The sequence below is a fragment of the Rickettsia sibirica 246 genome (assembly GCF_000166935.1).
GTDB classification, from domain to species: Bacteria; Pseudomonadota; Alphaproteobacteria; order Rickettsiales; family Rickettsiaceae; genus Rickettsia; species Rickettsia rickettsii.
Genome location: NZ_AABW01000001.1, coordinates 606,011 through 621,460, shown reverse-complemented (window position 1 = coordinate 621,460; position 15,450 = coordinate 606,011). Strand labels below are relative to the sequence as shown.

Below are 15,450 nucleotides of genomic sequence, written 5' to 3'. Positions count from 1 at the left end.
TTAAGGTAAAAAGGTCTGTTTGTTCAACATTATTATAATACTCTCCCCAACACAAGTAAGTGATGCCTTCATAATAATAGATGTGTAGAAAACCTTTATATTATTTAATTTAAGGTAAATATATTAAGTGCTTCTTTATATTCATTTTTACTTAAAAGTTCTCTTCCTTTAGAGATTAATTGGTTTACGATCTCTTTCATATTCTAATCTATTATTAGTTAATTGTTTAAATCATATTATGGCCGCCGTTGATAGAAATAGTCTCACCTGTGATAAATCCGGCATTTTCATCAACTAAAAATGCCACGGCTCTAGCTATTTCTTCCGGCTGTCCTAGTCTTTTTTTGGGGATACTATTAACGATTTTAACAAGCACGTCTTCGGGTACTGCTCCTACCATTTTGGTTGCAATATACCCTGGAGCTATACAGTTAATGGTGATATTTTTAGAAGCAGTTTCACGAGCAAGGGCCTTAGTAAAGCTGATAATTCCAGCTTTAGCAGCAGAGTAATTAGTCTGCCCAACCTGCCTTGCTTGAGCATTAATTGAACTGATATTTATTATACGACCGTAATCTTGGTTTCGTATCTGCTCCATTACGCTACTAGACATATTAAAGCAAGAATTGAGATTAATGTTAATCACATCATTCCAATCTTGATGACTCGTTCTATGTAGCATTTTATCTTTGGCAATACCGGCATTATTTACAAGAATACTTACCGGTTTTTTAAACTCCTCTTCAATTTCCTTTACTGCTTTTCTACATTCTTCAAAATCCGCAATATTCCAGCGTTTGGTTTTTATACTGTATTTTTCTTCTATTTCTTTAGCAGTGTCGTAATTGCTGAAAAAATTAGCAACTACCGTAAGACCCTTATTTTTTAATTCTAAAGCGGTAGCTTTACCTATTCCTCTAGTACCACCTGTTACAATTGTAAGTTCTAACATTATTGCTCCATACCTATATTTTGACTTTTATTAAATTTAACCGGTGGGGTTATACTTAGTTTAAGCTGTGATACCGATTTAGTTAACGGTTTAACAACTTTCCTATCACTGCGTATTGCGATAGATTCTCTAGGGTGATTTTTTTCATATTCTGCATCTATCTTTTATCCATCTTTTTTTTGTCTGCAATTTTATTAGTTTTAGCAGTTAATGCCATTATAGCAGCAAGTGTTTCTTTTCTACTTTTTGGAATGACTCTTTTATTTTCTTTTTTATAGTGCCGTAACAACCTATTGTTGCACCGCCTACATAAATACTACCTGCTTGCTGAGTAATATGACAGTTTTTAAGTAATTGTTTATCGATGTCTGTTTCTTTTTATACCGGTATATTTTTTGATACTGCTTGAGATATTTTATTATGTTCATTAAGCCCTTCTCTATCTTTACCGCTGGCACACATTGTGCATATTTCTTCCTGAGGTAAATTTATTAAACTAGTGGTTTTAGTTTCTTGTTTATTTTGTCTTATTTTTGCTGTTAAATTACTTAAGACATCTGATATATTTAGATTAATATTTTCTTTATCAAAAGATATAACAGGAAGTTTTGTCTCGAAGGATACTCTAAAAGGAATATCTGCTTGTTCAATATTTTTTCTTAATGTTACAGCTTTTTTTAATATTTCTTTTTCCTGATCCGTTAAATTTGCATTGTTAATTGTTTCTGCTGCATTTCCTTTAGGTTTATTTATCCTAAAAAAATGTTCAAATTTGCTTCTCGGTTTAATATGTGCTTTTAATTCATCAATTCCTTTTTCAGTCGGTAAATTTTTTGCTATTTTGTTTAAAGTATCACTCACTCCTGCAAAGTTATTTGTTACTCCTATAAGCCTAAATAAATTAAGAGGAGTATTAGTATTTTTCCCACCGACATTTTCCATAGATTTTTTTGTCTGATCAGCAATTGTGGGATCATTGCCAGCTCCTATAGGACCTGAGTTTAATGTATTAGTATGAAGAATAACGCCGTCTTCAAGCCATTCTTGAACTTGGCGTGCATTTAATTTGGTAATTTTTTGTCTAGAATCTATATCATTTGAAATCGAAGCTAATGTACCTGCATGTTTAGATATAAGCAATGTTTCAAAATTTTTACCGTCTTTGTCGGTTATTGCCCCAATTTTCTCAAAGGCGTTTTTCATGCCAACAATTTGTCGTAACTGGGTTGGGATAACATGCCTACCGTTTTAAATTGTATCAGTATACTGATCAACAAGCTTCCTCTCGCATTCAGGCATTACATTATACCAGTTTTTACCGTCTCTATTTTGATATTCTTGCTTTTGTTCTTCTGTCAAGTCTTTAAAAGCTACTTCCGCTTCGACTACAATATGCTCTTTTCCCTCATCATTGATGACTTTTGACAAAGTGACTATATTACAATGCTCATCATTGAAATTTTGAAAATCTTTAGCAACATTTAATTTTTTATGAGCATTTTTAATATCATTTTTTCCTAGCAATTCAGCAACACTGTCAATTTCAGCTTGCCTATTTTTGAGATGTTTTCTTGTGATTTTTCCATATTCAAAGCATTAAAACTATTAATAAATTTTACTGTTTTTTTATTTAATTTCAGCACAAGCTCAGGTTTATTTTGCCCTTTGCTATGTTTATCGCTCCTCTGATAGCATTTAAATATTGCATTTCAAAAGCTTTAGTGCCTAAAACAATTTTTTCATTGGGATTGTTACGACCGTCACGTATTAATATTGGAGTTTCACCGTTTTTTCCTTCAATTTTCGCTCTATTTGTTTCTAAAGTAACGCCTACTCCGGGTGTGGTTAAAAATTCTTTTGTATGATTTAATAAAAACTCCTTATCGTTATCAAATTGTTTTTTTAATGATGAAAGCATTATAAAATTCTATATGTAGTTGTGCATCTCTTGTTATTTTAATTAAAAATTATTATATAAAAATAGTTTAGTTAAAAATATTTAACTTTATTAATTAAAATATATTATTTATATGAATATTGATAAATTTACTGCACATGCTAAATCAGTGATAGCTAGTAGCCAATCACTTGCTGCTAAAAATGATCATCAGCAAATATTACCTTTGCATTTATTATCTAGTCTTTTAAGTGAAGAAACAGGTATAATTCAAACCCTTATTAATAATACTGGCGGTAATATAAACTTATTAAAAGATCAAGTTCAGCTAGAACTAAATAAAATCCCAAAAGTTCAGGTTGAGGGAGGGGGACAAGTTTATTCTTCTGCTGAAGCTCTTAAAGTTTTAGAAAAAGCTAGTAGCATTGCTAAAGACAGTGGGGATAGCTTTGTAACCATAGAGCGTATATTTGAAGCATTAACGTATGATAATACTATAGCCGGTAAAATTTTAACGAATAATGGAATTAATAATAAAAAAATAGCAACAGCTATTTTACAGTTTCGTAAAGGCAAAAAAGCAGATACCGAATCGGCAGAAAATAGTTACGATGCTTTAAAGAAATATGGCAGAGATGTAACAGAGCTTGCCGAAAGCGGTAAGCTTGATCCGATCATCGGACGTGATGAAGAAATAAGAAGAACGGTGCAGGTACTATCACGACGTATGAAAAATAATCCTGTATTGATTGGAGAACCTGGAGTCGGTAAAACTGCTATAATAGAGGGGCTTGCACAACGAATATTTAGTAAGGACGTACCTGAATCGCTTATTAATTGCCGTATTATTGAGCTTGATATGGGAGCTTTAATAGCGGGAGCTAAATATCGAGGCGAATTTGAAGAACGTCTTAAAGCAGTGCTTAGCGAAATCAAAGAATCAAGCGGTGAAATTATTTTATTTATCGATGAATTGCATCTATTAGTCGGTACGGGAAAAACCGACGGTGCTATGGATGCCTCGAATTTATTAAAGCCGATGCTTGCTCGTGGTGAGCTGCATTGTATCGGTGCTACTACTCTAGATGAATATCGTAAATATATCGAGAAAGATGCGGCACTTGCTCGTCGTTTTCAGCCTGTTTACGTGAGTGAGCCGACGGTTGAGGATACTATATCAATACTTAGAGGAATTAAAGAAAAATATGAGCTGCATCATGCAGTGCGAATTTCCGATAGTGCAATAGTTGCAGCAGCGACGTTATCAAACCGTTATATTACCGATCGTTATTTACCTGATAAAGCTATTGATTTGATTGATGAAGCTTGTAGCCGTATGAAAATAGAGCTATCAAGTAAACCAGAAGAGCTTGATGAGCTGGACCGTCGTATTATTCAGATAAAAGTAGAGCTTGCAGCACTTAAAAAAGAAAATGACGAGCATTCTAAAAAGAAAATAGAGCATTTAACTACAGCATTAGAAAAATTAGAGTCTCAATCCTATGATATGGGAGCTAAATGGCAAGCTGAAAAGGCTAAACTACAGCAAACACAAAAGCTCAAAGAAGAACTAGACCGTAGCCGAAACGAGCTTGAACGTGCCGAACGTGATGCTAATCTCGCTAAAGCTAGTGAGCTAAAATACGGAATTATACCTGAGATTATGAAAAAGATTCAGGAAGCCGAAAGTATGGATAATAAAGGGCTGTTAAAAGAAATTGTATCGGAAAGCGATATAGCAAGTATTATCTCTCGTATTACTGGTATTCCAATTGATACGATGCTATCAAGTGAACGTGAGCGTCTGCTTGTGATGGAGCAGAAATTACGAGAATCGGTAATAGGGCAGGATAAGGCAATTAAAGGTGTTAGTGATGCGGTAAGAAGATCACGTGCAGGGATTCAAGATATTAACCGCCCACTTGGTTCGTTCTTATTCTTAGGACCGACCGGAGTCGGTAAAACCGAGCTTACCAAAGCTTTAGCTGGTTTTCTTTTTGATGACCGTAATGCAATACTTCGTATAGATATGTCGGAATATATGGAGAAGCACGCTATTTCTCGCCTGATAGGAGCTCCTCCCGGCTATATCGGATATGATCAAGGCGGAGTGTTGACGGAGGCAGTAAGACGCCGTCCTTATCAGGTAATATTATTTGATGAGGTTGAAAAAGCCCATCCCGACATATTTAATATTATGCTGCAAATACTTGATGAGGGAAGATTAACAGATAGTCAAGGTATAACGGTTGATTTTAAGAATACTATAATAGTTTTAACGTCTAATTTAGGTGCTGAGATACTCGTTAATCAGAAAGAGGACGAAGATACATATAAAGTAAAGGATGAGGTTATGGAATATGTAAAAGCAGTATTTAAACCTGAGTTTTTAAACAGACTAGACGAGATTATATTATTCCATCGCCTAAATCGTAATAATATTCATGATATAGTTAAGATACAGCTTGAAAGTTTAAAGAAAATTTTACTAGCACAAAATATTATTCTTGAATTTGATGAATCTGCATTAAATTATTTAGCCGAAAAAGGTTATGATCCAAGCTTTGGAGCAAGACCCTTAAAACGTCTTATCCAGCGGGAAATACAAAATAATTTAGCCAAAATGATTTTAGCAGGCGAAATAAGTAGCGGTAAAACGGTTAAAATAAATTCAAAGGATAAAGAATTGAAGGTAACAATAAGTTGATTAATTTTTTCCGAATAACGAATTATCGCATAATCCACTATTCTTGTTAAAGGCACTGTTTAATAATTATTGATTTTGTCATTGCGAGCTATTAAAAGATTTGTTGCATAGCTCAAAAACCGCGTTTGATGTCATTCCTGCAGGAGCGGGAATGACACAAAACGAAAATTCTATAAATTAGTATTAATATTCAATTTCAGATAATGTTATACTTTCAGTACCTGATAATTTATAATAATCACTACTAGTAGAGTTAGGAATTTGTAAGTCAAATAATAGTGCGTTTTCTTCTTTATACGGATCAACTAAGTAAGAATTTGTAATATCTGTAACTATTGGCGATAAATAGGTTGTTGTTTCAATAAGCTTATCAATAGCATTCTGTCCGTCTTTTAATATTTTATCGACTAGTTTTTTATCTTTATAAAAAGTATTTACGGCCCCTATTAAGGCTGTTGATATATCATATATAATAACACCGTTTTTAATTATATTGGTTATATTAGAGTCTAATGTTGCTGTTTTAGAAAAAATTAAAGAAATAACAGTAGGATATTTATTAAATACATTAGGTAGTTCTAAAAAAGTATTTATGGCTGAATAGGCAGAATTGGTTGCTTCTGAAAAACAATAAAATGCTTTGTATATGTTTTCATAATTGCTATTGCTCATAAACTTACCTCTTTTTTATATATGTAATTGCCATGTTTCATGGTAATTACATATCATACTACTAAATTAAGAAGTGTCAATATTAAAAAATTATATTTCTTCTTAGAGGATATCAGTAAATAAATTTTAATTACTAATATCCTCTAAACTCCACCTAGCTTTTGGACAGAAATTCAAAGGAGTAAATAACTTATTATTGTAACGCTCAAGTCCTGCATATGCAATCATTGCAGCATTATCGGTGCATAAGTGGATAGGTGGATAAATAAGCCGATAACCATATGTTTTAGCACAGCTACTTAATATTTTTTGTAAATATTTATTAGCAGCGACACCGCCGGCAATAACTATATTCTGCTTATCAAAATTATTTGTTATTTGTTCATATGCTCTAATAGCATCTTGTACCTTACTACTTAGAATTTCTCCTATAGTAAATTGAAAACTTGCCGCTATATCATTGATTACAGTGTCATTAATTTCCTTTAAATTCATTATTAAAGTACGCACGGCAGTTTTAAGTCCTGAAAAGGACATATTGCAATTACCGCTGTTAATTATAGGTTTTGGAAATTTATATTTATGAGGATCGCCAAGTTTTGCTCTTTTCTCAATTTCAGGTCCTCCGGGAAAAGCTAAGTTTAGCATTTTGGCTACCTTGTCAAAGGCTTCGCCTACGGCATCATCTATAGTAGATCCTAGTATTTTATATTTTCCGAGACCTAAAACTGCTACAAATTGGCAATGTCCGCCCGAAGCTAACAAGAGTAAATAAGGATAAGGAATATTATCGGTTAGTCTTGCGGTTAAAGCATGACCTTCTAAATGATTAATTGCAATAAAGGGTTTTTTTAAAGCACTGCTTAGTGATCTTGCAAACATTGAGCCAACTATAACACCGCCGATTAAACCTGGACCGGAAGTTGCAGCAATTGTACTAATGTCCGTTAATTTAGTGTTGCTTTCTTTTAAAACATTTTTTAATGCTTTATCTAGATGCGATAAGTGAGAACGTGCAGCAACTTCAGGTACTACCCCTCCAAAAACTGCATGTTCTGTATTTTGTGAAATGATTATATTAGATAAGATTTCTCGATTTTTGGTGATTATAGAAACAGCTGTATCATCACAGCTTGATTCTATACCTAAAATTTTTATCATTTAAATTGAAACTAATTAGAGGCGTTGTTAAGTAAAAAATGATAGTTTGCGTCATTGTGACAACACCAACACCCGCTTACAATCACGATATCTATCTTTATTTAATAATGCCTAATTAGATACCTTTAAGGTATTTAATTTATTATACAGCTTATAAATAGATTGTTCGGCATCAATAATTTTTTTATTAATTATTTTTAATAGTTTTTCCGAAGATTTTTCTGTTATTTGCGTTGCAGCACTTACTTGCTCCGCTAAATTTTTAAGTGATTCTTGTATTTCTACAAAAGATTTTTTAAATTGTTCTTTGATAGTAATAGATGATTCTTCAAGCTCTTTAATTTTTAAGCATAGATTTTCTAATAAATGATCTATTTTAGTTTGCATTAAAGTCAATTTTTGCTTTTGTTTTTCACTAAGATAGCTTAAAGTTTCTTGCATTTTTGCCTGTATACGTACTTTTGTAGTACGTTCAAGTTCTGAAGCTAAACCGATTTTACTCATTAAAAATATTATCCATTTGTGAACGTCGAAATGATACCATTTTGCACCGTTACGATAATCTGAAGGAAAAGCATGATGGTAATTATGCCAATTTTCACCGAGTAAGAATAATGCCATCCACCAAATATCTCCAGCAGTGCCTTTGTAATATTTTTTACTACCGGCAAAGTGGCATAAAGAATTAACGCAGAAGGTTGCTTGCTGCTGTAGGAATCTACCGAGCCCCATAAATAAAAATCCTGCATATGCCGATTGCATAGTACCACCGACTAAGTAACCGATAAATAAAGGCACGACAATATTCATAAAAGCTGCTATTTGCCAATAATATTTTAGCTGCCATTTTAATAAATTGTTTTTCCCGTGCTTAGCCCAAGTAATGCGATCAATAGACTTATAGCTACCGCTTCCGACTAGCATCCATCCTATATGAGACCACATAAAGCCTAAAAATTTATTATCAAATTTTAAAGGAGTATGTGGATCTTGGTCTTGATCCGTATATCTATGATGTTTATAATGATTCGATGCCCAAGATAAAGCTGGTCCTTGTAATGTTCCTGCAGACAGCATAATTAAGACAAACTCGGCATATTTATTTATTTTATAGGCATTATGAGACCATAACCTATGCAGACCGATCCCAACGGTAATATTATTAATATAATAACTAGCAATTATAAAAATAACTTCAGTTAGCCCTATTCCATAATCAAACGAATATTTAACTACAAGAGATATAATAAAAATAGGATAAAATATTAAAGCAAATAAAGCGGGCTTATTTAGTTTACTTAACATAAAATTTACAATTTTTAGTTATAAAATATATAAATCGGCAACGAATAAAATTATTATACATCAATATTAATAGATATTAACATACTTAATGCATAAATACAAAGAAAATTTTGACAATAAAATTCTAGTTATCTTTTATTTAGACAATAACCGATAAACGAACGGTTGTAATAATTAAATTGTCTTTCCCTAAGACCTCTCTAATCCTATTTATATGAACATCTATGAGACGTTCATTAAAGGTCTCTTCACTTTCCCATAAATATTTTATTATTTCTTGACGCAAAAATACTTCATTTGGAACCTGAAAAAAAAGTTGTAAAATTTTAAACTCAGTAGGACCTAGAGGAATATTCAGTCCGTCTTTGTATACTTTTTCAGTATTTAAGTCAATATTTAGATTCTTAAATTTAATAATATTATCTTGTACAACTGACTTGAAACGTCTCAATAAGCTCTTTAAAGTACCTACACCTACTATTTGCTCAGATAAGAAGGGCTTATAAAAAAATAGTACGTTATATTTTTGTTAGTTATTTATTGTTATTAAAGGATTTTCTTGTAATTCTGCACTAATAATCATGACAACAAGCAGCTGACTAAAAAAAATAAGTTAATGCTTTTTCTAGAGTTGAAGCCCTCATTATATTAAATCCTGCTCTCTCTTATATCAATTACTTAAAGAAATATTAATACTTTTTTATTTTTTTCTTCTATAATTAAAACTTCAGGTAATAGCTTATCAAACACTGAATTAATCTTCATTAATATTTAGTAAATAATTAAAAATTTTTGTAATAATTTTCTAATTTATTAGGGTTTATAGCAAACTTTTTATAAAAAGAAACAGAAATAATAATTTTTTAAAGATAATACTTGAATTTAATAGTTTTAGTTGCTATAAGTAGCTTTATTTTAAAGTTTGTTTGTTGGAGATTCTTATATATCATGAGCTTTTATGAATCAGTTTTTATTATACGTCAAGACGTATCATTAAACGATATAGATAAAATCGTTGATGATTTTGCTAAAATTATTAAAGATAATAATGGCACTATCATAAAAAAAGAATATTGGGGGTTAAGAACTTTAGCTTACAAAATCGGTAATAACAAAAAAGGACATTATTATTTTTTAGGTCTAGATATTACTGGTAATGTAAAAGAAGAGCTAGAAAGAAAAATGAAGCTTAACGAAAATATCATTAGATTTCTTACAATTCAAGCAGATTCAATTAGTAGTGAACCTTCACCGATATTAAAAAATCAAAGTACAGAGAATACTCCGGTAATTGACGTAACGATTAATAGTTAAATTTGTAAGAATTAAGGTTAAAGAATGTTAAAAAGTAATAATGCTAGTGAAACAGCTGCTCACAAGGTAGGAGATAAAACTGCTAAAAAAGTATTTTTTAGAAGACGTAAAGGATGCCCTCTTTCTGTGCCTAATGCACCTGTTATTGATTATAAAAACCCTGAGCTTTTAATAAAATTTGTCTCTGAAGGCGGTAGGATGTTACCAAGCAGGATCACAAATGTTTGTGCAAAGAAACAAAGAAAGCTAAATAATGCTATTAAAATTGCAAGAATTTTAGCGTTATTACCTTTTGTATTTCAAGCTAAATAAAGGCATAGTACATGGAAATTATATTAATAAAACCCGTAAGAAAATTAGGTAAAATTGGCGACATACTCAAAGTAGCAGACGGGTTTGGTCGTAATTATCTTTTACCGCAAAAATTAGCTATTAGAGCTACTGAGCCTAATAAAGAGCTAATAGTTAAACAAAAACACGAATTTGAAGCAAAAGATAAGCAAATAAGAGAAGAAGTAGAAAAAATTAATGCTCTTATTAAAGATCAACAATTAGTTTTTATCCGTCAAACATCAAATGATGGTAAACTTTTCGGTTCGGTTACTAATAAAGAAATAGCCGATAAATTATCTGAAAATATATCTTATAATATTTCTCATTCAAATATTATTCTTGATAAACAAATTAAATCTACCGGAATTTATACAGTTGAAATAAGACTCCATGCAGAGCTTAATGCTATAGTTACGGTTATTGTTGCAAGATCAGAATCAGAAGCACAAGATTATTTACGCGAACAAAAGACTGAAACTTCAGAAGATTTAGCTGAGTCAGCATAAATTTTTTTTATCATCTAATTGTGTAGTTTTTTGTTACCATTGCAAAAGTAGAGCATTGTTGTATGGATTGAGAAACTTGCTCGATGTCATTCCCGCGTAGGCGGGCATCCAGCATAAAGCAAGATAAATCGAGCTTTTAATTTCAAGAATTTGCTGTATTTATACTTTTTTTCTGGATTCCTGCTTTCGCAGGAATGACATAAGAGCCATGCAACAACGTCCTGCCTACGCGGAAATGACATACTACTAAGTTTGACCACAATATCCAAACACTTTACAATACTAACATTTTTCAACCATGCTATATGAAAAATTTGAGTATAATATCAATAATCTAATAGGTAATTTTGGCTTATCTAAAATATCGATTGCAGTATCTGGTGGGAGCGATTCGGTAGCACTTCTTTATCTTGCTAATATTTGGGCAGAGAAAAATAATATAGAATTATTTGTTATATCGGTTGATCATAACTTACGGGAACAGTCGAAGCAAGAGACCCATTATATCCAAAATATCAGTAATAGTCTAAATCGCAAGCATTATAGTTTATCTTTTGACCATCAAAATAATTTTTCCAATTTACAAGAAAGAGCAAGAGAAGGACGCTATGATTTGATGACAAATCTATGTCTAGAACTCGATATATTAGTACTTTTAACTGCTCACCATGAAGATGATTACGTAGAAAATTTTTGTTTAAGATTAGAGCGTAATAGCGGTATATTTGGACTTAGTAGCAGTAATATCAATTGGTATAATAATATACAAATAATTAGACCGCTATATAATATTCCAAAAAGTGAATTAGTAGAATATTTAGTCAGGCATAATATAAAATGGTTTGAAGATGAGTCAAATTCATCTGATAAATATAGACGAAATGTTATTAGGCAAAAATTAGCTAAAGGTGCAGATTATATTAGACATTTTTCCAAACCAGTTTATAGAGAGGAATTTAAAGGAGACACGGAACGCAGCATCGCAGCGTACACTGTAGTATGTGAGGATGCGAGTACCGGAACGGCGTCTAAATTATCTCTAGAAGCGAAGTGTGGAAAGATGTCTAAAGCCGCAATAATCTCACAACAACTTAAAACCAACAAACTTATAGAAAACGAGTTTAAGCCTGAATTAATATCGGCGATAGCTGAAGCGGTCAAGATTTTTGAATATGGCTTTGCTTTTCTTGATTTAGTTAAATTTGATAAGTTTTCAAATGAGGTGAAAGTACAAATAATTAATTTTTTACTGATAATAATTAGTGGACAATCTAGAGCAGCTCGTTTTTATTCGGTAGAACCTATTTTGAAATTAATTACTCAAGACGTAAACTTTAAGAATACACTTCATGGCTGTATAATTAAGCGCATACAAAACGAGTTACTTATATACAGGGAATTCGGCAAAAAATTGCCTGAGAGTAAAATATTACTAGATAAATCCGTTATTTGGGATAATAGATTTTGTATCACAAAAAATCAAGAAACTCCAAATTGTTTTGTAACTCATCTATCGTTAAAAGATTATAAAATAATAAAGAAACAATTAGATTTAGAACCTTTGAAAAATCTATCCTGCAAAAACCACAATGCAGTTTTATTGACCTTACCTATCATTAAAATACTTGAAAAAGTTATAGCAATACCACATATATCATATTATGATAATGACATGTGGAACTTTGAAGTATCTTTTTCTCCAAATTTTGTATCTCGTTTCACCCATTTTTGCTAACACCGGTATTTAAGAGGTTATTTGTGAATAAATTTTAACGATAAAATTTATTTACAGACCTCTCTTATACCAATAAAAATTTTTATTAGGTTTTATATCGATGAATAATCAAGGTAGAAGTATTTTAGCTTGGGCAGCACTTTTTATTTTTGTAATATTACTTTTTAATGTGTTCCAATCTGACAGTTTACTTGGTGGAAGAAATAATATAACTTTCTCGGATTTTTTAACACGAGTTGATGAAAAGACCGTTAATTCAGTAAAAATTCAGGGTAGAGTAATTGAAGGCACTTCAAATGACGGCTCTACTTTTAATACTTATGCTCCTGATTATCCTGATTTAGTAAATCGTCTTACTAGCAATGACGTTAATATTGAAGTAGTGCCTCTTGAAACAAGAATGAATACCTTTTTAGGCTTTTTAATTTCTTGGTTTCCTATGCTTTTATTGATAGGTGTTTGGGTTTTTTTCATGCGTCAAATGCATGGAGGTGGGAAAGCCATGGGGTTTGGAAAATCTAAAGCTAGGTTGCTATCAGATAAAGGACCAAAAATTACCTTTAAAGATGTAGCAGGTATCGATGAAGCAAAAGAAGAATTAACTGAAATAGTAGATTTTTTAAGGGATCCAAGCAAGTTCCAAAAGCTTGGTGGTAAAATACCGAAAGGCTGCTTACTTATAGGTCCTCCCGGAACCGGTAAGACACTTCTTGCTAAAGCAATTGCAGGTGAGGCTAATGTTCCGTTTTTTAGCATATCCGGCTCTGATTTTGTTGAAATGTTTGTAGGTGTCGGTGCAAGCCGTGTGCGTGACATGTTTGAACAGGGTAAACGTAATGCTCCCTGTATTATCTTTATCGATGAAATTGATGCGGTAGGTCGTCATAGAGGTATCGGTATGGGTGGCGGCAATGATGAACGTGAGCAAACCTTAAACCAAATGTTAGTCGAAATGGATGGATTTGAAGCAAACGAGGGAGTTGTGATCATTGCAGCTACAAACCGTCCTGACGTTCTTGATCGTGCATTACTGCGTCCCGGTAGGTTTGATCGTCAAATTGCCGTTGCAAACCCTGATATAAACGGTCGTGAGCAAATTCTAAAAGTACATTTAAAGAAAATTAAATATAATAGTACGGTACTAGCACGAATTATTGCTCGCGGTACCCCGGGCTTTTCCGGTGCTGAACTTGCTAACTTAGTTAATGAAGCTGCTCTTATTGCTGCAAGGCTTGGTAAGAAAGAAGTAGATATGCACGACATGGAAGAGGCAAAAGATAAGGTGCTGATGGGAGTTGCACGTCGCTCCATTGCAATGTCGGAGAAAGAAAAAAGGTTGACTGCATATCATGAAGGCGGCCATGCATTAGTAGGACTTTATTGTCCTGCAGCATCGCCTATTCATAAGGCTACGATTATACCGCGTGGTAATGCTCTTGGGATGGTACAAAGACTTCCTGAAACTGATGAATATTCTCAGAATCGTGAACAGATGGAATCATCTATAGCAGTTTATATGGCAGGAAGAGTAGCGGAGGAAATTATTTTCGGTAGAAATAAAGTTACCTCAGGAGCTTCGTCGGATATAAAAGGTGCAACTAATATTGCCAGAGCGATGGTTACAAAAGCAGGTTTAAGTGATTTAATAGGACCAATATTTCACGGTTCAAGTGGTGACGATATGTATGGTAGACAACCTAATAATGAAACCTCGGAAGCTACTGCAGAGTTAATTGATGCTGAAGTTAAAAGAATTATTACGCAAGGATATGAATTTGCAAAAGATATTTTAACAAAACATATAGATCAACTTCATACCTTAGCAAATGCTTTAATTGAATATGAGACATTGTCCGGTCAGCAAATTAAAAATTTACTTAGTGGTAGAGCTTTAGATTCAGAAGAGGAGAATAAATTTCCTTTTAATGATTCATCTACTATAAAAATAGATAAAGACAAATCACCTGAGAAAACAAAAACAACTAAAGCTAAAAAAGAAAATTACGCTTCCTAAGTTTAGTAGTATAATTTATGTATAAATTTATAGATTTATTTTGTGGTATCGGTGGTTTTAGAAAAGCCTTGGAAATAAAGGGTCTTGAATGTGTTTTTTCATAGACAAAGACGTACAAGAAGCATATAAAAGAAATTTCGGTGATAAGCCATACGGTGATATTACGGAAATATCAGAAACCAAAATCCCTAAACATGATATTTTATGTGCCGGTTTTCCTTGCCAATCTTTTAGTATTTCAGGTAAGAGGCTTGGTATAGGAGATGTAGACTTTTGTATGAAGTAATCAGAATAGTACAATATCACAAACCCTATATATTATTGCTTGAGAATGTTAAAAATATTCTGAATATTAATAATGGCAGCGTAATTGAAACTAAAAAATTAGATGAGATTATAAAATATATATGACTCAATAAAAGAGCAGTTTAATGGATAATGTAATATACTCGATCAACTTCAAAAATTGGCTAAGTCGTTCTACAAGTACTGCGGTACTCACGTATTAAGTATATGCTGCGTTCTTCGTCTTGTGAACTCCTGGCTCTTTTTGCAGTTGATCTTCGTATATGGATTGCTAACTATAAATATCGTCATTGTGAGTAGGCGTTGTTACGTGGACCAGTAAATGCTCTTGATGTCATTCCCGCAGAAGCGGGAATCCAGTAAAACCTACAAAAAATTTGTTTTTTTAGGTTTATTTTGTTAGTACTAAGACTATTTTTTCTGGATTCCTGCTGCTGCGGGAATGACATCGGTATCCACGCTGGCAATACCTTGTGAGTAACTGTAAGTAGCATGGCAACCTAGAGACATTAATGTCATCCACGTAACAGGTATGAAAGATTGTGAAT

General features: G+C 32.5%; 14 protein-coding genes and 1 pseudogene. 7 read left to right on the top strand and 8 right to left on the bottom strand.

What is annotated here, in order from left to right; all coding sequences use genetic code 11:
* Positions 1–226: 226 nt before the first annotated feature.
* The 4 genes from RSIB_RS02855 to RSIB_RS02870 form a co-directional block, all read right to left on the bottom strand.
* Positions 227–952: an SDR family oxidoreductase gene (locus RSIB_RS02855; RefSeq protein WP_004996893.1), complete on the bottom strand. Its 726-nt coding sequence runs from the start codon at positions 950–952 to the stop codon at positions 227–229.
* A 378-nt stretch (positions 953–1,330) separates the two neighbouring features.
* Positions 1,331–2,155: a hypothetical protein gene (locus RSIB_RS09365; RefSeq protein WP_004996888.1), complete on the bottom strand. Its 825-nt coding sequence runs from the start codon at positions 2,153–2,155 to the stop codon at positions 1,331–1,333.
* Positions 2,156–2,200: 45 nt separating this feature from the next.
* Positions 2,201–2,476 (bottom strand): hypothetical protein, encoded by a 276-nt coding sequence (locus tag RSIB_RS02865; protein WP_004996879.1) that lies wholly within the window; start codon positions 2,474–2,476, stop codon positions 2,201–2,203.
* A gap of 112 nt (positions 2,477–2,588) precedes the next feature.
* Positions 2,589–2,870: a hypothetical protein gene (locus RSIB_RS02870; RefSeq protein ID WP_004996878.1), complete on the bottom strand. Its 282-nt coding sequence runs from the start codon at positions 2,868–2,870 to the stop codon at positions 2,589–2,591.
* 112 nt (positions 2,871–2,982) lie between these two features.
* Here RSIB_RS02870 and clpB point away from each other — a divergent pair, with 112 nt between their 5' ends.
* Positions 2,983–5,556, top strand: a complete 2,574-nt coding sequence (clpB, locus tag RSIB_RS02875) for an ATP-dependent chaperone ClpB (RefSeq protein ID WP_004996877.1) — start codon at positions 2,983–2,985, stop codon at positions 5,554–5,556.
* 183 nt (positions 5,557–5,739) lie between these two features.
* Here clpB and RSIB_RS02880 read toward each other — a convergent pair whose 3' ends face one another.
* The 4 genes from RSIB_RS02880 to RSIB_RS02895 all read right to left on the bottom strand — a co-directional run bounded on the left by RSIB_RS02880 (position 5,740) and on the right by RSIB_RS02895 (position 9,145).
* The gene (locus tag RSIB_RS02880; protein ID WP_004996876.1) at positions 5,740–6,228 is read right to left on the bottom strand and encodes a DUF5424 family protein; all 489 of its coding nucleotides are present in this window, start codon (positions 6,226–6,228) and stop codon (positions 5,740–5,742) included.
* Between the two features lie 126 nt (positions 6,229–6,354).
* Positions 6,355–7,389 (bottom strand): tRNA (adenosine(37)-N6)-threonylcarbamoyltransferase complex transferase subunit TsaD, encoded by a 1,035-nt coding sequence (gene tsaD / locus RSIB_RS02885; RefSeq protein WP_004996874.1) that lies wholly within the window; start codon positions 7,387–7,389, stop codon positions 6,355–6,357.
* Between the two features lie 111 nt (positions 7,390–7,500).
* Complete coding sequence (locus RSIB_RS02890; protein WP_004996871.1) at positions 7,501–8,694, bottom strand: acyl-CoA desaturase; 1,194 nt, start codon at positions 8,692–8,694, stop codon at positions 7,501–7,503.
* A gap of 139 nt (positions 8,695–8,833) precedes the next feature.
* On the bottom strand, positions 8,834–9,145 hold the full coding sequence (locus RSIB_RS02895; protein ID WP_004996869.1) for a winged helix-turn-helix domain-containing protein: 312 nt from the start codon (positions 9,143–9,145) through the stop codon (positions 8,834–8,836).
* A gap of 497 nt (positions 9,146–9,642) precedes the next feature.
* On the opposite strand from RSIB_RS02895, the gene rpsF reads away from it, so the two are divergent.
* The 6 genes and pseudogenes from rpsF to RSIB_RS09775 all read left to right on the top strand — a co-directional run bounded on the left by rpsF (position 9,643) and on the right by RSIB_RS09775 (position 15,007).
* Positions 9,643–10,008, top strand: coding sequence for a 30S ribosomal protein S6 (gene rpsF / locus RSIB_RS02900; RefSeq protein WP_004996868.1), 366 nt, complete (start codon positions 9,643–9,645; stop codon positions 10,006–10,008).
* 24 nt (positions 10,009–10,032) lie between these two features.
* Entirely contained in the window at positions 10,033–10,320 is a 288-nt protein-coding gene (gene rpsR, locus RSIB_RS02905; protein ID WP_004996865.1) for a 30S ribosomal protein S18, read from the top strand.
* An 11-nt stretch (positions 10,321–10,331) separates the two neighbouring features.
* Entirely contained in the window at positions 10,332–10,847 is a 516-nt protein-coding gene (gene rplI / locus RSIB_RS02910) for a 50S ribosomal protein L9 (protein ID WP_004996862.1), read from the top strand.
* Between the two features lie 298 nt (positions 10,848–11,145).
* A complete protein-coding gene (gene tilS / locus RSIB_RS02915) occupies positions 11,146–12,582 on the top strand; it encodes a tRNA lysidine(34) synthetase TilS (protein ID WP_004996859.1) in 1,437 nt (478 codons plus the stop codon).
* A gap of 100 nt (positions 12,583–12,682) precedes the next feature.
* Positions 12,683–14,596 (top strand): ATP-dependent zinc metalloprotease FtsH, encoded by a 1,914-nt coding sequence (gene ftsH / locus RSIB_RS02920; RefSeq protein ID WP_004996856.1) that lies wholly within the window; start codon positions 12,683–12,685, stop codon positions 14,594–14,596.
* 17 nt (positions 14,597–14,613) lie between these two features.
* A pseudogene (locus tag RSIB_RS09775) lies at positions 14,614–15,007 on the top strand (DNA cytosine methyltransferase).
* The last annotated feature ends 443 nt before the right edge of the window (positions 15,008–15,450 follow it).

Coding starts and splice junctions, on each gene's coding strand:
- RSIB_RS02855 (WP_004996893.1), bottom strand. CDS start 952: ATGTTAGAACTTACAATTGTAACAGGTGGTACTAGAGGAATAGGTAAA.
- RSIB_RS09365 (WP_004996888.1), bottom strand. CDS start 2,155: ATGAAAAACGCCTTTGAGAAAATTGGGGCAATAACCGACAAAGACGGT.
- RSIB_RS02870 (WP_004996878.1), bottom strand. CDS start 2,870: ATGCTTTCATCATTAAAAAAACAATTTGATAACGATAAGGAGTTTTTA.
- clpB (WP_004996877.1), top strand. CDS start 2,983: ATGAATATTGATAAATTTACTGCACATGCTAAATCAGTGATAGCTAGT.
- RSIB_RS02880 (WP_004996876.1), bottom strand. CDS start 6,228: ATGAGCAATAGCAATTATGAAAACATATACAAAGCATTTTATTGTTTT.
- tsaD (WP_004996874.1), bottom strand. CDS start 7,389: ATGATAAAAATTTTAGGTATAGAATCAAGCTGTGATGATACAGCTGTT.
- RSIB_RS02890 (WP_004996871.1), bottom strand. CDS start 8,694: ATGTTAAGTAAACTAAATAAGCCCGCTTTATTTGCTTTAATATTTTAT.
- rpsF (WP_004996868.1), top strand. CDS start 9,643: ATGAGCTTTTATGAATCAGTTTTTATTATACGTCAAGACGTATCATTA.
- rpsR (WP_004996865.1), top strand. CDS start 10,033: ATGTTAAAAAGTAATAATGCTAGTGAAACAGCTGCTCACAAGGTAGGA.
- rplI (WP_004996862.1), top strand. CDS start 10,332: ATGGAAATTATATTAATAAAACCCGTAAGAAAATTAGGTAAAATTGGC.
- tilS (WP_004996859.1), top strand. CDS start 11,146: ATGCTATATGAAAAATTTGAGTATAATATCAATAATCTAATAGGTAAT.
- ftsH (WP_004996856.1), top strand. CDS start 12,683: ATGAATAATCAAGGTAGAAGTATTTTAGCTTGGGCAGCACTTTTTATT.